We start from the raw sequence: 19,123 nt of genomic DNA, 5'->3' as shown, positions 1-19,123 counted from the left end.
CGCACGTACGCCCTGCTTAGCAGCCCACCCCGATAATGACCCCATGGGAAAGTCCAAGGGCGGGCGGCGTAGACAGGCCGGTGTGGAGGCCGTCGTCGAGAGTGTTGACGGCGGGCTCGCCGAGTTGATCCCCGATCGCGAGCGGACCCGGGCCTGGACCCTGGTGATCGACGGCGCCCCGCAGTCGCACGTCGACCTGGACGACCCGGCGTACCTGTCCTTCGAGTACCAGCGCCGCCTCGGGCACGTGATCGACCTCGTCGCCCCGCCCGGCCGGCCCGTGCACGCCGTGCACCTCGGCGGCGGCGCCCTCACCCTCGCCCGCTACGTCGCCGCCACCCGGCCCCGCTCCACCCAGCAGGTCGTCGAACGGGACGGCACCCTCGTCCGACTGGTCCGCCGCGAGCTGCCGTTGGATCCGAACGCGCGCATAAGGGTGCGTTCCACCGACGCCCGCGAAGGCCTCGCCAAGGTGCCGCACGGCTGGGCCGACCTCGTCATCACCGACGTGTTCAGCGGGGCCCGGACACCGGCCCACTTGACCTCGACCGAGTTCCTCGACGACGTGCGCGGGGCCCTCAAACCCGGCGGGGTCTACGCCGCCAACCTCGCCGACGGACCGCCGCTCGCCCACCTGCGGGGCCAGATCGCCACCGCCGCCGCCCGTTTCGAGGAGCTCGCGCTGGTGGCGGATCCGGCGGTGCTGCGCGGCAAGCGCTTCGGCAACGCCGTCCTGGTCGCCTCCGACCATCCGCTGCCCGTCGCCGAACTGACCCGCCTGGCCGCCTCCGACCCGCATCCCGCCCGGGTCGAGCACGGCAGGACCCTCACGGACTTCACCGGCGGGGCCACGCCCGTCACGGACATCGCGGCGGTGGCGTCACCCGCACCGCCCCCGTCGGTGTTCCGATGACCCGCGAGGGCACCCGAAGGACGCCGATCACGGCACCTCCCACTCAGTAGGTCCCGATCTCCACCCGCGGCGGCCCGTCGTGCCAGGTGCAGAACACCGACACCCGGTCCGCACCCGAGGAGAACTCCACGCGGATCCACGACTCCGTCTTCCACACCTGCATCGACCAGCCCGCCCCGGGCGTCGCCGACACGAGCGAGGCGGAGGTCCTGCCCAGGTCGAACACCGCCCGGCCGCCGTCGGTGTCGTAGCTCTTGACCCGGCCGGAGGCGGCGGGGGCGGTGCCGGGCGAGGACGTGGACGGTGCGGGGGAGGGGCCCGGCTTCCCGGACGCGGACGCCGCGGGCGTGCTCGGCTGCCGCCGCTTCGGCGGAGGTGTCCGCTCCGGTTCCGGCGTGGCCAGCGCCTTCGGCTCCCGCGTGGACGCGTCGGCGGCCTTGATGGGCAGGGCGCGCGGCGGGTCATAGGCCGTTCCCGCCATCACCGTGTGGACACCCCACCACGACAGCGTGACCGCCGCGCCCGTGGCGAGCAGCCAGGCCAGTACGTGTACGAGTCCTCTGCGCATCGCGGGCCATACTGCCTCACGCGTCCCACGCGTGGCCCGCAATCGGCGTCGTCCGAGGGTCGGTTGTCCCCAGCCGGGGAGTTGTCCACAGGCCCGCACCCGGCTGTTCGAGATGGCGTACGGTGCGGCGCATGGCAAGTGTGCTCGTGGTCGAGGACGACCAGTTCGTACGCTCGGCGCTGATCCGGCACCTGACCGACGCCTCGCACACCGTGCGCAGCGTCGGGACGGCGCTGGAGGCGCTGCGCGAGGTCGCCCATTTCCGCTTCGACGTGGTGATCCTGGACCTCGGACTGCCCGATCTCGACGGGTCCGAGGCCCTGAAGATGCTGCGCGGGATCACGGACGTGCCGGTGATCGTCGCCACGGCCCGGGACGACGAGACGGAGATCGTACGGCTGTTGAACGCCGGAGCGGACGACTACCTCACCAAGCCCTTCTCGGTCGAGCACCTCTCGGCCCGGATGGCGGCCGTGCTGCGCCGCGCCCGCTCCGGCGCCGCGGAAGGGGAGCCGTCACCCGTGATCCGGGTCGGCGGCCTGACCGTCGACCCGCTGCGCCGCCAGGCCGAGTTGGACGGCGCGCGACTCGACCTCACCCGCCGCGAGTTCGACCTGCTCGCCTTCCTCGCCGGCCGGCCCGGCGTCGTCGTCCCCCGCAAGGAGCTGCTCGCCGAGGTGTGGCAGCAGTCCTACGGCGACGACCAGACCATCGACGTCCATCTGTCCTGGCTGCGCAGGAAACTGGGCGAGACCGCGGCCAGCCCGCGCTATCTGCACACCCTCCGGGGCGTCGGCGTGAAGCTCGAACCACCGGGGGCGCCGCGATGAGGTGGGCCCTGGTCAAGGTGTCGCTGGCGGTGACCACCATGGTCGTGCTGGCCTTCGCCGTGCCGCTCGGACTCGTCATCCGCGAGATGGCCCGCGACCGTGCCTTCTCCAACGCCGAGCGGGAGGCCGCGGCGGTCGCCCCCGCCCTGTCCATCACCACCGACCGCGACCAGTTGGAGCGGGTCGTCGCCTCGGCCGGCTCCGACGCCGGGATGGCCGTGCACCTCCCGGCGGGTGACGGCCAGGAGGCCCTCGATCTGGGTCGGCGGCGCGCCGCCGACGAGGACATCGCGGCCGTGCGGAAGCTGGGCCGTGCCTCGACCACCGGCGTCACCGGCGGCTGGACACTGCTCCAGCCCGTCGCCCTCAGCACCGGCAAGATCGCGGTGGTCGAGGTGTACGTGCCGGAGTCCGACGTCACCAACGGCGTGGGGACCGCCTGGGCGGTGCTCGCCGGGGTCGGGGTGGCGCTGATCCTCGGCTCGGTCGCGGTCGCCGACCGCCTCGGCGTGCGCATGGTCCGGCCCGCGCGGCGCCTGGTCGAGGGGGCGCACGACCTGGGGGAGGGCCGCCTCGGCGCCCGCGTGCCCGAGGAGGGCCCGAGCGAACTGCGGCTCGCGGCGGTCGCGTTCAACTCGATGGCCGACCAGGTCGTCCAGCTCCTGGCCAACGAGCGGGAGCTCGCGGCCGATCTGTCCCATCGGCTGCGCACGCCCCTGACCGTGCTGCGGCTCAACACCGCCTCGCTGGGCGAGGGGCCCGCCGCCGACCAGACCCGGACCGCGGTCGAGCAGCTGGAGCGCGAGGTCGACACCATCATCCGTACGGCCCGGGAGGCCAAACCGCAGACGGCCGCGGCGAGTCCGGGCGCCGGGTGCGACGCGGCCGAGGTGGTCCGGGAGCGGATGGCGTTCTGGTCGGCGCTCGCGGAGGACGAGGGCCGCAAGTGGCGGGTGGCCGGGGCCGACCGGCCGGTGCGCATACCCGTGGCCCGCGCCGACCTGGCCGCCGCACTCGACGCGCTGCTGGGGAACGTCTTCCGGCACACCGCGGAGGGCACCGCCTTCGCGGTCGACGTGCACAACGGCGAGGACGCGGTGATCGTCCTCGTCTCCGACGCGGGCCCCGGCATACCCGACCCCGAGGCCGCGATGGCGCGGGGCCGCGGCTCCGGCAGCGACGGCTCCACCGGACTCGGACTGGACATCGTGCGCCGGCTCGCGGAGTCCACCGGCGGGGACGTCCGGCTCGGATCCTCGGTGCTCGGCGGCACCGAGGTGCGGATCTGGATCCAGCTGGACGGCCGTGCCCCCGCGAGCGGAGGGCACCGGCAGATGCGGCGGCGCCGCCCCGGCAGGCTCGCCGCCGCGTACCACCGCTCCCGGTCCCACTGACAGCCCCCGCAGGCGGCCTTCGCATGACGGTCACGTTTCGACAAATGAAGGGACCGACTCTTGACGCATGACCGGACATGCGGCTGTCATTGCGCCACCGTGTTCGGTCAAGTTGATTTCTGGTCGATTGCGACTGGAATTCACGCCACACCCTCGTGGCCGAACCCTGCCCTCAGGAGCCGTCCATGCGCGACCTCTCTCCCTCCGGTTTCTCCCTCCCCGCTCCCAACCGCCGCACCCTGCTGCGCGGAATGGGCGGCGCGGCCCTGCTCGGCGCCGGCATACCCCTGCTCAGCGCCTGCGGCGGCAGTGGCTCGGCCGCCGACCCGAAGACGGTCGGTCTCGGCTCCAACTCGTCCGACGCCGTGCCCAAGAAGGCGTTCGCGGAGATCTACGCCGCCTTCACCAAGAAGTCCGGCATCAAGGTCGACGTGAACACCAAGGACCACAACACGTTCCAGGAGCAGATCAACTCCTATCTGCAGGGCACGCCCGACGACGTGTTCACCTGGTTCGCCGGCTACCGCATGCAGTTCTTCGCCTCGAAGAAGCTCGCCACGCCGATCGACGACGTGTGGCAGAAGATCGGCGGCAACTTCCCCGAGGCGATGCAGAAGCTCAGCAAGGGCGAGGACGGAAAGTACTACTTCGTGCCGCTGTACACCTACCCGTGGGCGGTGTTCTACCGCAGAAGCGTCTTCGCCCGGCACGGCTACAAGGTCCCCACCACCTGGGACGACTTCATCGCCCTGTGCAAGCGGATGCAGAAGGACGGGCTCGTTCCGATCGCCTTCGGCGACAAGGACGCCTGGCCCGCGATGGGCACCTTCGACCAGATCAACTTCCGCACCAACGGCTACGACTTCCACGTCCAGTTGATGGCCGGCAAGGCCTCCTGGACCGACCCCAAGGTGCGCAAGGTCTTCGACCACTGGACGGAGATCCTGCCCTACCACCAGGAGGGCGCGGTCGGCCGCACCTGGCAGGACGCGGCGCAGGCGCTGGTGGCCAAGAAGGCCGGCATGTACCTCCTGGGCACCTTCGTCGGCCAGCAGTTCACCGACAAGTCCGACCTGGACGACCTGGACTTCTTCGCCTTCCCGGAGATCGACCCGCAGTTCGGGCAGGACACCGTCGAGGCGCCCACCGACGGCTTCATGCTCTCCAAGGCCCCGAAGAACCACGCCGGCGCTGTCAAGCTCCTGGAGTACCTGGGCACGCCCGAGGCCGAGCAGATCTACCTCAAGGCCGACTCCAGCGTGGTGGCCGCCTCCACCAAGGCCGACACCTCCTCCTACACCGCGCTGCAGAAGAAGTCCTACGAGATGATCTCCGGCGCGAAGAGCCTGACGCAGTTCATGGACCGCGACTCCCGCCCGGACTTCACATCGACGGTGATGCAGCCCGCCCTGCAGAACTTCGTCCGCAACCCGAAGAACATCGACGGCATCCTCTCGTCGATCGAACGCCAGAAGAAGACGATCTTCGCCTCCTCCTGACCGAACGGAGACCCGACGACTCGGATCACGACATGACCGCCACCCCCGCGAAGGCCCCGGAGCCGGTCTCCCCGCCGGCTCCGGGGCCCGCCCCCACGTCCCCGTCCGCCGACGCGCCCCACGGGCACCGGCGGCTGCTCACCCGCCGCGACCGCCTCACGCTCGGCCTGATGGCGGGCGTGCCCACGATCCTGCACGTCGCCCTGGTGTGGCTGACGGCGCTGGCCTCGATCGCGCTGGCCTTCACCACCTGGGACGGCATCGGCTTCGACTCCATCCAGTGGGTCGGACTGCAGAACTTCAGGGAACTGTTCACCAGCAACCCGCAGTTCTGGCCCGCCGTCGAGCACAACGTGATCTGGTTCGTGGTGCTCATCCTGCTGCCCACGCCCTTCGGCCTGTTCCTCGCCGTGCAGCTGGACAAGAGGATCCGCTTCAGCCGCGCCTACCAGACCGCGTTCTTCCTGCCGGTCGTGATGTCGCTCGCGGTCATCGGATTCGTCTGGCAGCTGATCTACAACCCGGACACGGGCCTGATCAACAGCATCATCGGCGCCAACAAACCCGGCCACTACATCGACTGGATCGGCGACCCGGACCTCAACCTGTGGGCCATCCTGATCGCTGCCTCCTGGCGGCACGCCGGCTACATGATGATCCTCTACCTGGCCGGCCTGAAGAGCGTCGACCCCGCCCTGCGCGAGGCGTCCGCCCTGGACGGCGCCAGTGAGTGGCAGACGTTCAAGAACGTCGTCTTCCCCACCCTGCGCCCCACCAACACCGTCGTCCTGGTCGTCACGATCATCGAGGCGCTGCGCGCGTTCGACCTGGTCTTCGTCTTCAACAAGGGCGCGCAGGGCACCGAACTGCTGTCGATCCTGGTGACCAACAACATCATCGGCGAGTCCAGCCGCATCGGATACGGCTCCGCGATCGCCGTCGTCCTGCTGGTCATCTCGCTCGCGGTGATCATCCCGTACCTGATCGCCACCTTCCGGAAGGAGCGGCGCGCATGAGCACCCCGAGCGACCCGCGGGGGCAGCGCACCCCGATCCGCCCCGCCCGGATCCTGCTGCACACCTTCCTCGTCATCACCGCCCTGGCCTGGCTCGCGCCCCTGCTGTGGGCCCTGCTCGCGGCGATGCGGCCGTACGCGGAGACCAGCACCAAGGGCTATGTCTCCTGGCCCGACAAGCTCACCTTCGACAACTTCACAGGCGCGTTCCAGCAGTCGGACATGCTGCACTACTTCGGCAACACCCTGCTGATCGCCGTCCCGGCCGTGCTGCTGACCCTGCTGCTGTCGTCGATGGTCGCCTTCTACGTCAGCCGCTTCGACTTCCGGGTCAACCTCTTCCTGCTGCTGGTGTTCACCGCCGGCAACCTGCTGCCCCAGCAGGTCATCATCACGCCCCTGTACCGGCTGTACCTGCTGATCGACGTGCCCGGCATCACCATGAGCGGCAAGCTGTACGACTCCGCGCTCGGCCTGGTGCTGATCCATGTGGCGTTCCAGTCGGGCTTCTGCGCCTTCGTGCTGAGCAACTACATGCGCTCCCTGCCGCACGAACTCACCGAGGCCGCCCTGGTCGACGGCGCCTCCGTCTGGCGCCTGTACTGGCAGATCGTGCTGCCCCTGTGCAAGCCGGCCATGGCCGCCCTCGCCACCCTGCTCTCCATCTGGATCTACAACGACTTCTTCTGGGCCATCGTCCTCATCTCCACCGGCGAGAACATGCCGATCACCTCGGCGCTGAACAACCTCTCCGGCCAGTACTTCACCGACCCCAACCTGGTCGCCGCCGGCGCCCTGCTCACCGCGATCCCGACCCTGATCGTGTACTTCGCGCTCCAGCGCCAGTTCGTCAGCGGCCTGACCCTGGGCGCCAACAAGGGCTGACGCCCACTCCGCGAGACGGGGCCGGGGCGCGGCACTCCCCTAATCGTGCCGCGCCCCACCCCCGTCCCCCGTCGGTCAGACCGCCTCGGCCTCGGGCAGCGCACCGGTCCGCGCCGCCCGGCCGTACCACAGGGCACTCGTCTTCGGCGTGCGCTCCAGCGTCGTGTAGTCCACGTAGACCGCGCCGAAGCGCTTGCCGTAGCCGTACGACCACTCGAAGTTGTCCATCAGAGACCACAGGTAGTAGCCCCGGACGTCCGCGCCGTCCGCGATCGCCCGGCGGACCGCCGACAGGTGGCCGTGCAGATAGGCCACCCGCTCCGGGTCGTGCACCCGGCCGTCGGAGTCGATCTTGTCGTCGTAGGCCGCGCCGTTCTCCGTGATGTACAGCGGCAGCCCCGGCGCCTCCCGGGTATACCGCATGATCAGCTCGTGCAGGCCGGTCGGGTCGATCGTCCAGCCCATCTCCGTGCGGTCGCCGGGCGTCTGGTGGAAGGCGACGTCGTCCGCGGCCGGCCACGGCGAGTGGTCGCTCGCCCCGTGACCGTCGGCGCGCGGAGCCTTCGCCGAGGCGTCCGCCGCCGAGACCAGCGAGGGCGTGTAGTAGTTCAGGCCCAGCGCGTCCAGCGGCTGGTTGATCAGCTCCAGATCGCCGTCGAGGACGAAGTCCCAGTCCGTGAGGGACGCCGTCGCCTCGTACAGCGACTCCGGGTAGGCGCCGTGCAGCATCGGCCCGTGGAACACACCGTTGGCCAGGTCGTCGATCCTGCGGGCCGCCGCCAGATCCGCCGGGTCCTGCGAAAGCGGCCGCACCACTGAGGAGTTGAGGCTGATCGCGACCGTGTTGCGGGCCGGCATCACCGAGCGCAGCGCGGACGCGCCCAGCCCGTGCGCCAGATTCAGATGGTGCGCGGCACGCAGCGAGGCCGCCGGATCCGTACGGCCCGGGGCGTGCACCCCGGAGGCATAGCCCAGGAACGCGCTGCACCACGGCTCGTTCAGCGTGATCCACTGCTCCACCCGGTCGCCCAGCGCCTCGCCGACGATCCGCGCGTACTCCGCGAACCGGTGCGCCGTGTCGCGCTCCGGCCAGCCGCCCGCGTCCTCCAGCTCCTGCGGCAGGTCCCAGTGGTAGAGGGTGACGGCCGGCTTGATGTTCTTGGCCAGCAGCTCGTCCACCAGCCGCCGGTAGAAGTCCAGGCCCTTCTGCACGGCCGGGCCCCGCCCGGTCGGCTGCACCCGCGACCACGAGATGGAGAAGCGGTAGGCACCCAGGCCCAGCTCCGCCATCAGCGCCACGTCGTCGCGGTAGCGGTGGTAGTGGTCGACAGCGATGTCACCGGTCTCGCCACCGGCCGTCTTGCCCGGCGTGTGGCTGAAGGTGTCCCAGATCGACGGCGTACGGCCGTCCTCCCGCACCGCACCCTCGATCTGGTACGCGGACGTCGCCGCGCCCCACAGGAAGGCGGGCGGAAAGGTCACCGCAGTGGCCGGGTACTCGGAGTCAGGCATGGAAGCGCTCCCAGGGGGTCGTATGGACCGACGAGTGGAGGGGGGAGGGAAAGGGGCCGAGGCGGCTGTGGCTCGGCCCCTGGGAAAGCAGGACTCAGCCCTTGACGGCGCCCTGCATGATGCCACCGACGATCTGCTTGCCGAAGATCGCGAAGACGATCAGGAGCGGCAGTGTGCCCAGCAGGGCGCCGGCCATGATCAGCGACTGGTCCGGGGTGTAGCCGCGTCCCAGCCCCGCCACCGCCACCTGCACGGTCGGGTTGCCGGTCTGGGTCAGGACCAGGAAGGGCCACAGGAAGTCGTTCCAGGTCTGCACGAACATCAGCATGCCCAGGACGGCCATCGCGGGCCGCGCGGTCGGGAACACCACGTGCCACACCACGCGCCAGCTGCTCGCGCCGTCCACGCGGGCCGCCTCGATGATCTCGTCCGGCAGCGCCTGGATCAGGTACTGCCGCATGAAGAAGACACCGAACGCGCTCACCAGCGACGGGAAGATCACCGCTTGGAGCTGGTCCGTCCAGTCGAGCTTCGCGACCATCATGTACAGCGGGATGATGCTGAGCTGCGGCGGCACCATCATCGTGCCGATCACCACCAGCATCGCCGCGCCGCGGCCCTTGAAGCGCAGCTTGGCGAAGGCGAATCCGGCGATCGTCGACAGGAACACGATGGTGAACGACGAGATGCCGGCCACCAGGGTGGTGTTGAGGAACGCTTCGCCCAGGTTGGCGTCCGTCCAGGCCACTTCGAGCTTGTCGAAGAGGCCGGAGCCGAACCAGAACGGCGGCGGGGTCTGCGCCAGGCGCTGGTTGTCGCGCGAGGCGGCGACAGCTGTCCACACCAGCGGGAACAGCGAGATGACGGTGAAGAGGGCAAGGATGACGTACGCCACCGGGCCGGCGTGCAGCTGTCCGCCCGCGCGTGCCGCCTTCATGCCACGTGACCGCTTCGGCGGCTCGGGGACCGCGTCGGCCGGGGGTTTCGTCAAGGTCGTCGTCACGGCCGGTTCTCCTTAGCTACTGGCGCGCAGCCGGCGCGAGATGACGTAGTTGACGACCCCGATCACGATGAGGATCAGGAACATCGTCCAGGCGATGGCGGAGGCGCGGCCCAGGTGCTGGTTGATCCAGCCCTGCTCGTACAGGTACAGGCCGAGCGTCTGGAACTGGTGCTGGGATCCGCCGGAGGCGCCCTTGTTCGCGTCGAAGAGCAGCGGCTCGCCGAACACCTGCGAGGCGCCGATGGTCGACACCACGACCGTGAACAGGATCGTCGGACGCAGCGAGGGCAGCGTGACGTGGAGGAACTGCCGCCAGCGGCTGGCTCCGTCCAATGCCGCCGACTCGTAGAGGTCCTGCGGGATCGCCTGCATCGCGGCCAGGTAGATCAGCGCGTTGTAGCCCGTCCAGCGCCAGACGATGATGCTGGACACGGCGATCTGGGACGGCCACTTGTCGTTCTGCCAGTCGACGTGGTCGATGCCGACCGCGTTCAGCGCCCAGTTGATCATGCCGTAGTCGCGGCCGAAGAGCAGCACGAAGACCAGCGAGGCGGCGGCGATCGACGTGGCGTAGGGAGCCAGCATGACGACGCGGTAGAAGGTGGAGCCGCGCAGCTTGTAGTTGAGGATGTGCGCCAGGCCCATCGCCATCAGCAGCTGCGGAACCGTGGAGATGATGCCGATCGTCAGGGTGTTCTTCGCCGCGTTCCAGAAGAAGTCGTCGTCGAAGATCCGGGTGTAGTTGCGCAGGCCGACCCAGGACATGTCCGTGGGTGCCGTCAGCTCTACCTGGTGGAGCGAGGCCCAGCCGGTGTAGAGCAGCGGGAACAGGCCGAACGCGAGGAAGAGCAGGAAGAAGGGCGAGGCGAACGCGTAGGGGCTCCACCGCATGTCGCGTTGCCAGCGGCGGGAGAGCCGGGCGCGCTTCTTCATCGCCCGCTCTGTGTCCGCGTCGGCCGGCGGGCGGCCCGGGGCCGCGCCCCCCTCCTTCACGGGGGGCGCGGCGGTGTCGTGCCTGGATGCCATTCCGGTCACTGGTCCAGGTTGTTGTCGATGGTCTTGACGGCCGTGTTCCACGCCTCCTCGGGCGACTTGCCCTGGGTGACGAGGATGACGCCGTTGTCCGTCAGACCCTGCTGAATGATCTGGTCCTTCGGGCCGATCGTCTGTACCGGGCTGCTCTTGGCGGCCGCGGCGAAGATGGTGCCGATCGGCGCGTCACCGGTCATCTCGTTCTTGGCGCTCTTCACCGCGTCCGACTCGTAGGCCGCCGGGGTGCTCGGGAAGCTGCCCTGCACGGCGAACAGCTTGGCCTGCTGCTCGGGTGCGGTCAGCCAGGCTGCCAGCTTCGCGGCCTCCTCGGCGTTCTTGCCCGACTTGGGGACCGCCAGGAAGGATCCGCCCCAGTTGCCGGACTTCGGCGACGCGGCCACGTCCCACTTGCCCTTGGCGTCCGGCTTCGACTTGCCCTTGATGTAGCCGAGCATCCACGGCGGGCAGGACATCGCGGCGAACTTGCTGTTGGCGATCGTCGTGTCCCAAGCGGGCTGGAACTGGGTCTGGTTGCCGATCAGTCCGTCCTCGGCGGCCTTCGCGGTGAGGTCGAACGCGTCCTTCACAGCCGAGTTCGACTTGTATATGACCTTGCCGGAGGAGTCGTAGAAGCGGTCCTTCTCGCTGCTGAGGATCGCCTGGAGCAGACCGCCGGGGGAGTCCAGGAAGGTGGTGCCCTTCGGAGCCTTCTTCTTGTAGTCCTCGCCTACCTCGACCAGCTTCTTCCAGTCACCGGCCCACAGTTTGGCGACCTCCTCACGGTCGGTGGGCAGACCGGCCTTCTCGAAAAGGTCCTTGCGGTAGCAGATGGCCATCGGGCCGACGTCCGTGCCCAGGCCGACGGTCTCACCGCTCTCGGTGGTGGCCTGCTGCCACTTCCACTCCAGGTAGTCGCTCTTCTTGCCGTACTTGGAGAGGTCCAGCAGCTTGGCGGACTGGGTCTTGACGATCTCGGCGATGTTGCCGACCTCGACGCCCTGGATGTCCTGCAGCCCGCTGTTGGTGGTCAGGTGGTTGACCAGGGTGGGGTAGTAGTTCTCGTTCCGCTCGACGACCGTCTGCTGGATGTCGATGTCCGGGTGGAGCTTCTCGTACTCCTTGTAGAGGCCGGCCTCCTCGAACCCGAAGGTGCCGAAGAGCCCCAGGGTGATCTTGGTCTTGCCGCCGCTGCCGCCGCCCGACGACGAGCCGTCGCTTCCGCCGTCGTCGGCACAGCCGGCCAGCAGCCCGGCGCCCAGCGACGCGACGGCCGCGACGACCATCGCCTTGCGGGCGGTTCGGATGCGTGCTCGCATGTCGTCCTCCTGTTGCCCTGACGTGCCGACCCCCCGGCCAACTGCATTGTCGGACCGTTTTACGCGCTTAAGGCTCGGGCGGGGAACGTGCGGGTTGTGTATGTGTCAGGTAGTGTGGGAGCGCTCCCACCAGTGATGTGTTGAAGAGTCCCCGGTCCCGGCGGGGGTGTCAAGGGAGCGGACAGAGGGAGATGCGTTCAGTTATCGGGCTGTTAACTGGACCCGGGCGCGGACCGGTTGGGGCCCGGGCTGGAGGGATCAAGCCGGCCGGGATGCCGGTCGCGCCGGTTCCCGCGGGAAGCGGAGGCTGGGGGGGGGTGAGCCCTCGGCAGCGGTAGGGCGACCGGCGGGCCTGTTAAATTCCAGGCCAGTCGCAGAGTGCGGGTGTGGACGGGAAGGCGGAGCCCATGGCAACCCACGGAGCGCGGGGCCGAAGTGGTGGCCGGCCCACTCTCGAAGAGGTGGCGGCGCGCGCCGGTGTCGGTCGCGGCACCGTCTCGCGGGTGATCAACGGCTCGCCCCGGGTCAGCGACGCGACCCGCGCGGCCGTCGAGGCGGCGGTCGCGGAGCTCGGCTACGTCCCCAACACCGCGGCCCGCGCCCTGGCCGCCAACCGTACGGACGCGATCGCGCTGGTCGTCCCCGAACCGGAGACCAGATTCTTCGCGGAGCCATACTTCTCGGACATGCTGAAGGGTGTGGGTTCGGCGCTGTCCGACACGGAGATGCAGCTGCTGCTGATCTTCGCGGGCAGCGACCGCGAACGCGCCCGCCTCGCCCAGTACCTGGCGGCCCACCGCGTGGACGGCGTCCTGCTGGTCTCGGTGCACGCGGACGACCCGCTGCCCGACCTGCTGGCCCAGTTGGAGATCCCGGCGGTGATCAGCGGTCCGCGCTCGTCGGCGGAGACGCTGCCGTCGGTCGACTCGGACAACTACGGCGGCGCCCGCCAGGCCGTCGAGCATCTGCTGTCCCGGGGCCGCAGCCGGGTGGCCCACATCACCGGCCGCCTCGACGTCTACGGAGCCCAGCGCCGTGTCGACGGCTACCGCGAGGCCATGAGCGACGCCGGCCTCGGGGTGGACGAGGGTTTGATCGAGGCGGGGGACTTCACGGAGGAGGGCGGACACCGGGCCATGACTGCCCTGCTGGAGCGCCACCCCGGCATCGACGCCGTCTTCGCCGCATCCGACGTCACCGCGTCCGGCGCCCGCCGGGCGCTGCGCGAGGCGGGCCGCCGCATCCCGGAGGACGTGGCGCTCGTCGGCTACGACGACTCCGCCATCGCCCGTCACATGGAGCCGCCGCTGACCAGCGTGCGCCAGCCCATCGAGGAGATGGGCCGCCGGATGACAGACCTCCTGCTCACCGAGGTCGCCGACCGCCGACCGCTCGCGTCCCGGGGCCTGGAGCGCCGCCAGATGGTCCTGGCCACGGAGCTGGTGGCGCGGTCGTCGTCGTGACGCAACGGGCCGCAGGCGCGCGGGAGTCGGCTACGGCGTGACGCCGCTCTGTGGGCCGAGGCCGGGCTGGCGCAGCACGTCCAGGCCGTCGGGCACGAACAGGGGCTCCCGGATCACCTCCCGGCACCCCGCCTCGCCGAGTCGGCCGTGCCGGGAGCCGGTGGAGGAGCAGGGTGTCCAGGCGCGGGTGCGGTTCGTCTTCACGTTCCTCTGCCGAGGGGCGATCAGCCCGCACTGGCTCGGCGTGCACGAGGCCGTCGTGACGGAGCCCCTCACCCCCGACCCGTCCGAGATCGCCTCCTTGTCGAAGGACTCGCCGACCTCGACGGCCCCGCCGATCAGCCAGACGTGGTGACCCGGGAACCGCGACACGTGCTCCGGCCTGCGGTACCCCAGGACGCGCCCCCGCGGATCACGGCACACCATGGTCGCGACCCGGTGCGGCCGGCCCTGGCGGATCGCCTCGTCCCGGTCGACCACCCCGCCCCCGGTCCCGCTAGTCGACCCGTTCCACCCGTTCACCCATGGGCCACACGGTCCCACCACCTCACACTCGGGCCGGCTCCGGCCGTCGCAGCAGATACACCGCCGCCGTCACGACCAATACGGCCATGCAGGCGATGAACACCAGCCCCGCGCCCTCCAGGCCGATCGGCCCGGTCAGCAGGCCGACGCCGATCACGGGGACGGAGATGCCGGTGTAGGCCACCACGAAGAGCGTCGAGATCACCGCCGCCCGCTGGTGCCCGGGCGAGGCCTCGGCCACGTCGGACAGGGCGCCGCGGAACGCCAGGCCCTGGCCGATTCCGCCGACGAGCGCGCTGGCGACCAGCAGGGCCATCTGGTCCCACCGCAGCGCACCGGCGAGCAGCGCGAGCCCGGCGAGGAGCCCGGCGCAGCCCAGCGGCAGGGAACGCCGTACGCCGACCCGGCCGACCGCCAGTTGCCCGGCGGTCGACGCGAAGAACGCGAGCGCGACGATCAGCCCGCTCACGGCGTGGTCGTCGACGTCCAGGGACTCCACGAGGAAGGCCGGGCTGACGGAGGTGAACACCCCGAACAGGGCGAAGCCGACGAAGGAGGCGGTGGCGGCGGGGCCGAACACCGCGCGCACCTGCGGCGGCAGGGCGGGCCGCTGCGGCCGTACGGTGCGCAGCGGCTGCCGTTCCCGTACGGTCTCCGCGAGCCGCAGCAGGACGGCGGCCGAAGCGGCGACCAGCGCAAGGTGGGTGACGAACGGCAGGTACAGCGGCCAGGGGGCGTACTGCGCGAGCAGCCCGGAGATCAGCGGACCGCACCCCAGTCCGCCCATGTTGGCGGCCGTCGCCACGAACGTGGCCCGGGAGGCACCGCCCTCGGGCGCCAGCTCCATCACGTACGCCGTGGCGGCCCCGGTGAACAGCCCGGCGGACAGTCCCGACAGCAGCCGTCCCGCGTAGAGCCAACCGAGCCCGGTGGCGCACAGGAAGCAGACGGCGCTCAGCGCGGCGAAGCCCAATCCGCACAGCAGCACCGGGCGCCTGCCCACGGCGTCCGAGGCGTTGCCGACCAGCAGCAGCACACCGATCACCGCGAAGGCGTACAGGGCGTAGACCACAGTGACCGTCAGCTCGGAGAAGCCGAACTTGTCCTGGTAGAGGGGATAGAGAGGGGTCGGCAGCGTGGTGCCGGCCATGCAGACGGCGAAGACCGCCCCGCTGAGCACACACGCGCGCCATCCCGGGCGTGAACCGTCCATGCCGCCGACGGTAGCCCCGGCCCGCGGACGCGCCCTCGACCGGCGCGCTGGAAACACGCGCGCGGGAAACAAGCGCGCCTGGAAGCACTTCAGCCGGTGGCCTCTTCCGAGGCCACCGGCTGAATATTCAGGGTGAGTGACGGGACTTGAACCCGCGACTTCCTGGACCACAACCAGGTGCTCTACCAGCTGAGCTACACCCACCATGACCGGTTTGGAGGTCCGTGACTTCCTGACCGGCCGAGAAAAAGTGTACAGGGTCCGAAGGGGTGCTCGCGCCCACCTTTCCCGGCGCTCCCCGACAGGCCCCTGTCACGCCTACTGAGCAGGCAGGACGTGCTTCGCGGCGATCGTCCGCGCGGTGTCCGAGTCGGGCCCGGGCTGCGGGACGAACAGGGCCTCGCGGTAGTACCGCAGCTCCGCGATGGACTCGCGGATGTCGGCGAGCGCGCGGTGGTTGCCGTTCTTCTGCGGGCTGTTGAAGTACGCCCGCGGGTACCAGCGGCGCGCCAGCTCCTTGATCGACGACACGTCGACGATCCGGTAGTGGAGGTAGCTCTCCAGCGTCGCCATGTCGCGCAGCAGGAAGCCGCGGTCGGTGCCGACGGAGTTCCCGCACAGCGGGGCCTTGCCCGGCTCCTTGACGAACTCCCTCACGTAGCTCAGGACCTGGTCCTCGGCGTCCTTCAGCGTCGTGCCGCCGGGGAGCTCCTCGAGCAGCCCGGAGGCGGTGTGCATCTGACGCACCACGTCCGGCATCGTCTCCAGCGCCTGGTCCGGCGGCCGGATGACGATGTCCACGCCCTCGCCGAGCACGTTCAGCTCGGAGTCGGTCACGAGGGCGGCCACCTCGATGAGCGCGTCGTCCGACAGCGAGAGGCCGGTCATCTCGCAGTCGATCCACACCATGCGATCGTTCATGTGTCTAACCCTACGGCCCGCCGCCACCGGCCGGACCGCCCGTGCCGGGAAAGCCGAAGGCCCGCGGGGAGACGTGCTCCCCGCGGGCCCCGGCTACCGGATCACGGCGCGCTGCGCTGCCCGGGCAGGCTCGCCGACAGGGCCGGCGACTGGCCGACCGCACTCGCCGCCGCGGTACGGCGGGACTGCAGCGGGACCGGGTGCTCCGGGTGCAGCGGGGCGGGCGCCTGGCCGGGCTGGCCCGGATGGTGCCCCACGTGCCCCGGATGGCCCGGCATGACGGGCCCGGGACCGCCCGGCGCGCTCTCGGTCTCCTGGGGCCGCTCGCCCTGCGGTCGCCGGGCGCGGTACGCCGCCCGGTACGCGGCCGGGGACGAACCCAGCTGGCGGCGGAAGTGCCCGCGCAGGGCGACCGGCGACCGGAAGCCGCAGCGGCCCGCCACCTCGTCCACCGAGTAGTCCGACGTCTCCAGTAGGCGCTGCGCCTGGAGGACCCGCTGCGTGATCAGCCACTGCAGCGGAGCGCTCCCGGTCAGCGAGCGGAAGCGGCGGTCGAACGTACGCCTGCTCATGTACGCGCGTGCCGCCAGCGTCTCCACGTCGAACTGTTCGTGGAGGTGCTCCAGCGCCCAGGCGACGACCTCGGCGAGCGGGTCGGCGCCGATCTCCTCCGGTAAAGACCTGTCGAGGTAGCGCTCCTGCCCGCCGCTGCGACGGGGCGGCACGACGAGCCGCCTGGCCAGGGCCCCGGCCGCCTCGTTGCCGTGGTCGCTGCGCACGATGTGCAGGCACAGGTCGATGCCCGCGGCCGTGCCCGCCGACGTCAGCACGTCGCCGTCGTCGACGAACAGCTCCCGCGGGTCCACGTGCACCGACGGATAGCGCTTGGCCAGCGTCGGTGCGTACATCCAGTGGGTGGTCGCGGGGCGGCCGTCCAGCAGGCCCGCCGCCGCGAGGACGAAGGCGCCGGTGCACAGTCCGACGATGCGGGCGCCCTCCTCATGGGCGCGGCGCAGCGCGTCGAGCGCCTCCTCCGGTGGCGGGGAAGTGATCGAACGCCAGGCCGGTACGACGACCGTGCCCGCGCGTGAGATCGCTTCCAGGCCATGTGGTGCGGTGAGTTCGAGGCCCCCTGTGGTCCGTAGCGGGCCGTCCTCGCCCCCGCACACCAGTAGTCGGTAGCGCGGTACGCCGGCGTCCTGGCGGTCAACCCCGAACACCGACAGCGGTATGGAACTCTCGAAGATGGGGCCGCCGCTGAACAGCAGCACCGCGACGATCTCCTTGCGGCGTCGCCCGGAAAGTTTCCGGGCCGCGGCTTCCGGCGCGGCAGTGGAGTCGTGGCTCATACTGCTAAGCCCCCCTCGGTGGTCGCGGCTCCTCGGTTGTGTCGCTCCTGCACGTTTCCCCTCGGTCCTGCACGAGTCCCCCGCCGTAGACAGTCAAGATCGAATCTACTGTGTGCCGTCGTGCCGAAGTGGCCGGTTAGTCATCCGGCGCATTGTCGACTTGGCAACTTGGCGTGAAGCATTCGATCACGAAGCGTTGCACTCGTGGGGCGTGCAGGGAAGTGCGCCTTGTCGCGGTGGCCAATCCACGTAGGGTGCGCGGACCCCCTGAGGTCCTTTCCGTGCAGGTCGAACGGGGGTTGGGGGGTGGTTGGACCGGGGGATGCGCCACTATGAGAAGTTGGCTTGAAACCGACGTGCGTGTGCGCGGAAACCGGTCAGACGACCGGTGTATCCCCTCCGGTGTGCCGTCCGCCGCGGTGCGACCCCGTTCCGGTGCGGTGACGCCGGCCCCGGTGGGGTGCCCGGTCCTCGGCCGCGAGCCGGGCCGCACCGCGCTCGGACTGGCGCAGCAGCACCCGGCAGGCGCCCGTGACGGCGGCGAGCCCGAGGGCGGTACCGGCGGCGCCGGCCAGAGAGGCGCCGTAGCCGAGGAGCACCACCGGGACGAGCAGGCAGCTGAAGGCAGCCCAGCGAACCACATCCGTCGCGGTGTCCCGCGGCGGCGGGGTCGCGCGGTCCGCCTCGGCGGCGGGGCGTGGTGCGGACATGGGTGCTCCCTGTGGCGTGACTCACGGAGATCAACGCGTGGCCCGCGCGTCGGTCACTGGCGGCCCTGGTCGCCCCACGTGCCCACGGGTACGTGAATCCCGTGCAAACCGCCTGTACAGCGCAGCAACCATTGCGTTACGGGCGGTGCCTCGTGCATGCTCCCTGGAACCCGCACGCACCGTGAGCGGGATCTGGGCTAAGGAGGCGTGCCGCCGTACCCTTGGGGGTATGGGGTTGGGAAGACCATTCCCGGACACAGCTCCGCCGCACACTGTTGTCCCTCCCGTATAAGGATCACAACGCCGAGACAGCCATGGCCGGTCACGAATTCTTCGAACCCGCGGACCGCAAGCGGCCCGTCGCCGATCCCACGGCGGCCGAGCCCCTGGCGGCGGAAGAGCCACGCCATTCCTGCGACCCCGCCTTCAAGCACGGGGTCGTCGTCGGCTTCGACGGCTCCACGTCCAGTGAGCGCGCCCTGGCGTACGCGATCGGCATGGCCCATCGCTCCGGTTCGGGCCTGATCATCGTCCACGTCGCCAACCGGCTGCCGACCACGGTGTGGGCGGGCTGCGAGCCGCCCGTGTTCGTGGACGTGCCGGACCACCGCACCGAGGTGCTCGGTCTCGAGCTGGCCTGTGCGGACTACCTCGCCGAGGTGCCCTGGATCCTGGTCGAGCGCGGCGGCGACATCTGCCACGAACTCGAAGAGGTGGGCCGGGAGTACGAGGCCGACGCGATCGTCGTCGGCTCCACCCACGGCATCGTCGGACGCATCTTCGGCTCGGTCGCCGGGCGGCTCGCCAAGCGGGCGCAGCGGCCCGTCATCGTCATTCCCTGACGCTCCCGCAGCAGCGGCTTCCCGCAGCGGCCTTCTTCGGCAACTCCCTTGTGCACCGCGCGAATCTACTCACGCGTAGAGGTGTTTGTGCTCTTGTGAAGGGCATATACGGAACACCGCACAACTGCACATG

18 protein-coding genes and 1 tRNA gene are annotated in these 19,123 nt (G+C 70.4%); 8 read left to right on the top strand and 11 right to left on the bottom strand.

The window, feature by feature from the left end:
• Positions 1-43 precede the first annotated feature (43 nt).
• Positions 44-913 (top strand): spermidine synthase, encoded by an 870-nt coding sequence (locus K4G64_RS21065; protein WP_221757571.1) that lies wholly within the window; start codon positions 44-46, stop codon positions 911-913.
• A 43-nt stretch (positions 914-956) separates the two neighbouring features.
• On the opposite strand, the gene K4G64_RS21060 is transcribed toward K4G64_RS21065, so the two are convergent.
• A complete protein-coding gene (locus K4G64_RS21060; protein WP_221757570.1) occupies positions 957-1,481 on the bottom strand; it encodes a hypothetical protein in 525 nt (174 codons plus the stop codon).
• A gap of 131 nt (positions 1,482-1,612) precedes the next feature.
• Between K4G64_RS21060 and K4G64_RS21055 the strand changes: the two genes are divergently transcribed.
• The 5 genes from K4G64_RS21055 (at position 1,613) to K4G64_RS21035 (ending at position 7,104) form a co-directional block, all read left to right on the top strand.
• A complete protein-coding gene (locus K4G64_RS21055; RefSeq protein ID WP_190899153.1) occupies positions 1,613-2,311 on the top strand; it encodes a response regulator transcription factor in 699 nt (232 codons plus the stop codon).
• Positions 2,308-3,705 carry a HAMP domain-containing sensor histidine kinase gene (locus K4G64_RS21050; RefSeq protein ID WP_221757569.1) on the top strand — a complete coding sequence of 466 codons (1,398 nt, stop codon included), beginning with the start codon at positions 2,308-2,310 and terminating at the stop codon, positions 3,703-3,705. The genes K4G64_RS21055 and K4G64_RS21050 overlap by 4 nt, the downstream gene beginning before the upstream one ends.
• Positions 3,706-3,890: 185 nt before the next feature.
• Positions 3,891-5,204: an ABC transporter substrate-binding protein gene (locus K4G64_RS21045; RefSeq protein WP_221757568.1), complete on the top strand. Its 1,314-nt coding sequence runs from the start codon at positions 3,891-3,893 to the stop codon at positions 5,202-5,204.
• Between the two features lie 32 nt (positions 5,205-5,236).
• A complete protein-coding gene (locus K4G64_RS21040) occupies positions 5,237-6,220 on the top strand; it encodes a carbohydrate ABC transporter permease (protein ID WP_221757567.1) in 984 nt (327 codons plus the stop codon).
• Positions 6,217-7,104, top strand: a complete 888-nt coding sequence (locus tag K4G64_RS21035; protein WP_221757566.1) for a carbohydrate ABC transporter permease — start codon at positions 6,217-6,219, stop codon at positions 7,102-7,104. Before K4G64_RS21040 ends, K4G64_RS21035 begins: the two co-directional genes overlap by 4 nt.
• A 75-nt stretch (positions 7,105-7,179) precedes the next feature.
• On the opposite strand, the gene K4G64_RS21030 is transcribed toward K4G64_RS21035, so the two are convergent.
• From K4G64_RS21030 to K4G64_RS21015, 4 genes are all read right to left on the bottom strand, one after another.
• Positions 7,180-8,616 carry a GH1 family beta-glucosidase gene (locus K4G64_RS21030; protein ID WP_221757565.1) on the bottom strand — a complete coding sequence of 479 codons (1,437 nt, stop codon included), beginning with the start codon at positions 8,614-8,616 and terminating at the stop codon, positions 7,180-7,182.
• Between the two features lie 94 nt (positions 8,617-8,710).
• Entirely contained in the window at positions 8,711-9,619 is a 909-nt protein-coding gene (locus K4G64_RS21025; RefSeq protein WP_221757564.1) for a carbohydrate ABC transporter permease, read from the bottom strand.
• Positions 9,620-9,631: 12 nt separating this feature from the next.
• Positions 9,632-10,645: a carbohydrate ABC transporter permease gene (locus K4G64_RS21020; protein WP_221757563.1), complete on the bottom strand. Its 1,014-nt coding sequence runs from the start codon at positions 10,643-10,645 to the stop codon at positions 9,632-9,634.
• Between the two features lie 5 nt (positions 10,646-10,650).
• Positions 10,651-11,967 carry an ABC transporter substrate-binding protein gene (locus tag K4G64_RS21015; protein ID WP_221757562.1) on the bottom strand — a complete coding sequence of 439 codons (1,317 nt, stop codon included), beginning with the start codon at positions 11,965-11,967 and terminating at the stop codon, positions 10,651-10,653.
• Between the two features lie 407 nt (positions 11,968-12,374).
• On the opposite strand from K4G64_RS21015, the gene K4G64_RS21010 reads away from it, so the two are divergent.
• On the top strand, positions 12,375-13,430 hold the full coding sequence (locus K4G64_RS21010; RefSeq protein WP_221757561.1) for a LacI family DNA-binding transcriptional regulator: 1,056 nt from the start codon (positions 12,375-12,377) through the stop codon (positions 13,428-13,430).
• 30 nt (positions 13,431-13,460) lie between these two features.
• Here K4G64_RS21010 and K4G64_RS41450 read toward each other — a convergent pair whose 3' ends face one another.
• The 6 genes from K4G64_RS41450 to K4G64_RS20980 all read right to left on the bottom strand — a co-directional run bounded on the left by K4G64_RS41450 (position 13,461) and on the right by K4G64_RS20980 (position 18,148).
• Positions 13,461-13,910, bottom strand: coding sequence for an NTP pyrophosphohydrolase (locus K4G64_RS41450; protein ID WP_221757560.1), 450 nt, complete (start codon positions 13,908-13,910; stop codon positions 13,461-13,463).
• Between the two features lie 67 nt (positions 13,911-13,977).
• Positions 13,978-15,168 carry an MFS transporter gene (locus K4G64_RS21000; RefSeq protein WP_221757559.1) on the bottom strand — a complete coding sequence of 397 codons (1,191 nt, stop codon included), beginning with the start codon at positions 15,166-15,168 and terminating at the stop codon, positions 13,978-13,980.
• Between the two features lie 131 nt (positions 15,169-15,299).
• Positions 15,300-15,372, bottom strand: a tRNA-His gene (locus tag K4G64_RS20995).
• A 114-nt stretch (positions 15,373-15,486) separates the two neighbouring features.
• Entirely contained in the window at positions 15,487-16,089 is a 603-nt protein-coding gene (orn, locus tag K4G64_RS20990) for an oligoribonuclease (protein WP_221757558.1), read from the bottom strand.
• Positions 16,090-16,190: 101 nt separating this feature from the next.
• Positions 16,191-17,438, bottom strand: a complete 1,248-nt coding sequence (locus tag K4G64_RS20985; RefSeq protein WP_221757557.1) for a helix-turn-helix domain-containing protein — start codon at positions 17,436-17,438, stop codon at positions 16,191-16,193.
• A gap of 377 nt (positions 17,439-17,815) precedes the next feature.
• Entirely contained in the window at positions 17,816-18,148 is a 333-nt protein-coding gene (locus K4G64_RS20980) for a hypothetical protein (protein WP_142163791.1), read from the bottom strand.
• A 314-nt stretch (positions 18,149-18,462) separates the two neighbouring features.
• Here K4G64_RS20980 and K4G64_RS20975 point away from each other — a divergent pair, with 314 nt between their 5' ends.
• A complete protein-coding gene (locus tag K4G64_RS20975; RefSeq protein ID WP_010047889.1) occupies positions 18,463-18,990 on the top strand; it encodes a universal stress protein in 528 nt (175 codons plus the stop codon).
• Positions 18,991-19,123 lie beyond the last annotated feature (133 nt).

Source organism: Streptomyces sp. WAC04114, assembly GCF_019733245.1.
Taxonomy (GTDB): domain Bacteria; phylum Actinomycetota; class Actinomycetes; order Streptomycetales; family Streptomycetaceae; genus Streptomyces; species Streptomyces massasporeus_A.
The sequence above is the reverse complement of the archived record's forward strand: the minus strand, read 5'-3'. Positions and strand labels throughout refer to the sequence as shown.

Coding starts and splice junctions, on each gene's coding strand:
- K4G64_RS21065 (WP_221757571.1), top strand. CDS start 44: ATGGGAAAGTCCAAGGGCGGGCGGCGTAGACAGGCCGGTGTGGAGGCC.
- K4G64_RS21060 (WP_221757570.1), bottom strand. CDS start 1,481: ATGCGCAGAGGACTCGTACACGTACTGGCCTGGCTGCTCGCCACGGGC.
- K4G64_RS21055 (WP_190899153.1), top strand. CDS start 1,613: ATGGCAAGTGTGCTCGTGGTCGAGGACGACCAGTTCGTACGCTCGGCG.
- K4G64_RS21050 (WP_221757569.1), top strand. CDS start 2,308: ATGAGGTGGGCCCTGGTCAAGGTGTCGCTGGCGGTGACCACCATGGTC.
- K4G64_RS21045 (WP_221757568.1), top strand. CDS start 3,891: ATGCGCGACCTCTCTCCCTCCGGTTTCTCCCTCCCCGCTCCCAACCGC.
- K4G64_RS21040 (WP_221757567.1), top strand. CDS start 5,237: ATGACCGCCACCCCCGCGAAGGCCCCGGAGCCGGTCTCCCCGCCGGCT.
- K4G64_RS21035 (WP_221757566.1), top strand. CDS start 6,217: ATGAGCACCCCGAGCGACCCGCGGGGGCAGCGCACCCCGATCCGCCCC.
- K4G64_RS21030 (WP_221757565.1), bottom strand. CDS start 8,616: ATGCCTGACTCCGAGTACCCGGCCACTGCGGTGACCTTTCCGCCCGCC.
- K4G64_RS21020 (WP_221757563.1), bottom strand. CDS start 10,645: ATGGCATCCAGGCACGACACCGCCGCGCCCCCCGTGAAGGAGGGGGGC.
- K4G64_RS21015 (WP_221757562.1), bottom strand. CDS start 11,967: ATGCGAGCACGCATCCGAACCGCCCGCAAGGCGATGGTCGTCGCGGCC.
- K4G64_RS21010 (WP_221757561.1), top strand. CDS start 12,375: ATGGCAACCCACGGAGCGCGGGGCCGAAGTGGTGGCCGGCCCACTCTC.
- K4G64_RS21000 (WP_221757559.1), bottom strand. CDS start 15,168: ATGGACGGTTCACGCCCGGGATGGCGCGCGTGTGTGCTCAGCGGGGCG.
- orn (WP_221757558.1), bottom strand. CDS start 16,089: ATGAACGATCGCATGGTGTGGATCGACTGCGAGATGACCGGCCTCTCG.
- K4G64_RS20985 (WP_221757557.1), bottom strand. CDS start 17,438: ATGAGCCACGACTCCACTGCCGCGCCGGAAGCCGCGGCCCGGAAACTT.
- K4G64_RS20980 (WP_142163791.1), bottom strand. CDS start 18,148: ATGTCCGCACCACGCCCCGCCGCCGAGGCGGACCGCGCGACCCCGCCG.
- K4G64_RS20975 (WP_010047889.1), top strand. CDS start 18,463: ATGGCCGGTCACGAATTCTTCGAACCCGCGGACCGCAAGCGGCCCGTC.